The sequence below is a fragment of the Limosilactobacillus oris DSM 4864 genome, assembly GCF_001434465.1.
GTDB lineage: Bacteria > Bacillota > Bacilli > Lactobacillales > Lactobacillaceae > Limosilactobacillus > Limosilactobacillus oris.
The window spans coordinates 1-282 of record NZ_AZGE01000072.1 but is presented as its reverse complement, the minus strand read 5'-3'; the positions used below and the strand labels follow the sequence as shown (position 1 = coordinate 282).

Below are 282 nucleotides of genomic sequence, written 5' to 3'. Positions count from 1 at the left end.
TTGTGTTGTTTTTTCCAGTTTAAGACTTTTAGCTTAAAATCACCATCATAATCAAATTTTGGTGAACGAATTTCTAGGCCTTGAATGCCATATTTTTGATAACGAGCAACCCATGTCTGAACAGATAGTCTCCCTTTAATGCCCAATCTTCGCGCGATAGTCGGTGCACCGATTCCTCCTAAATACATTTGAACAGCCTTCAGTTTAACTTCAAAACTAAATTTAGTCATAGTAAAACCCCCATAGTTGAAATCTTTCGTCCAACTATGGGGGTTCACTTCA

The 282-nt window shown here is 37.6% G+C and carries 1 protein-coding gene; it reads right to left on the bottom strand.

Annotated features, from left to right (window positions below):
- On the bottom strand, positions 1 to 230 hold a 230-nt coding region (locus FC49_RS09660; protein WP_156402480.1), incomplete at its 3' end, for a helix-turn-helix domain-containing protein.
- Positions 231 to 282: the final 52 nt, after the last annotated feature.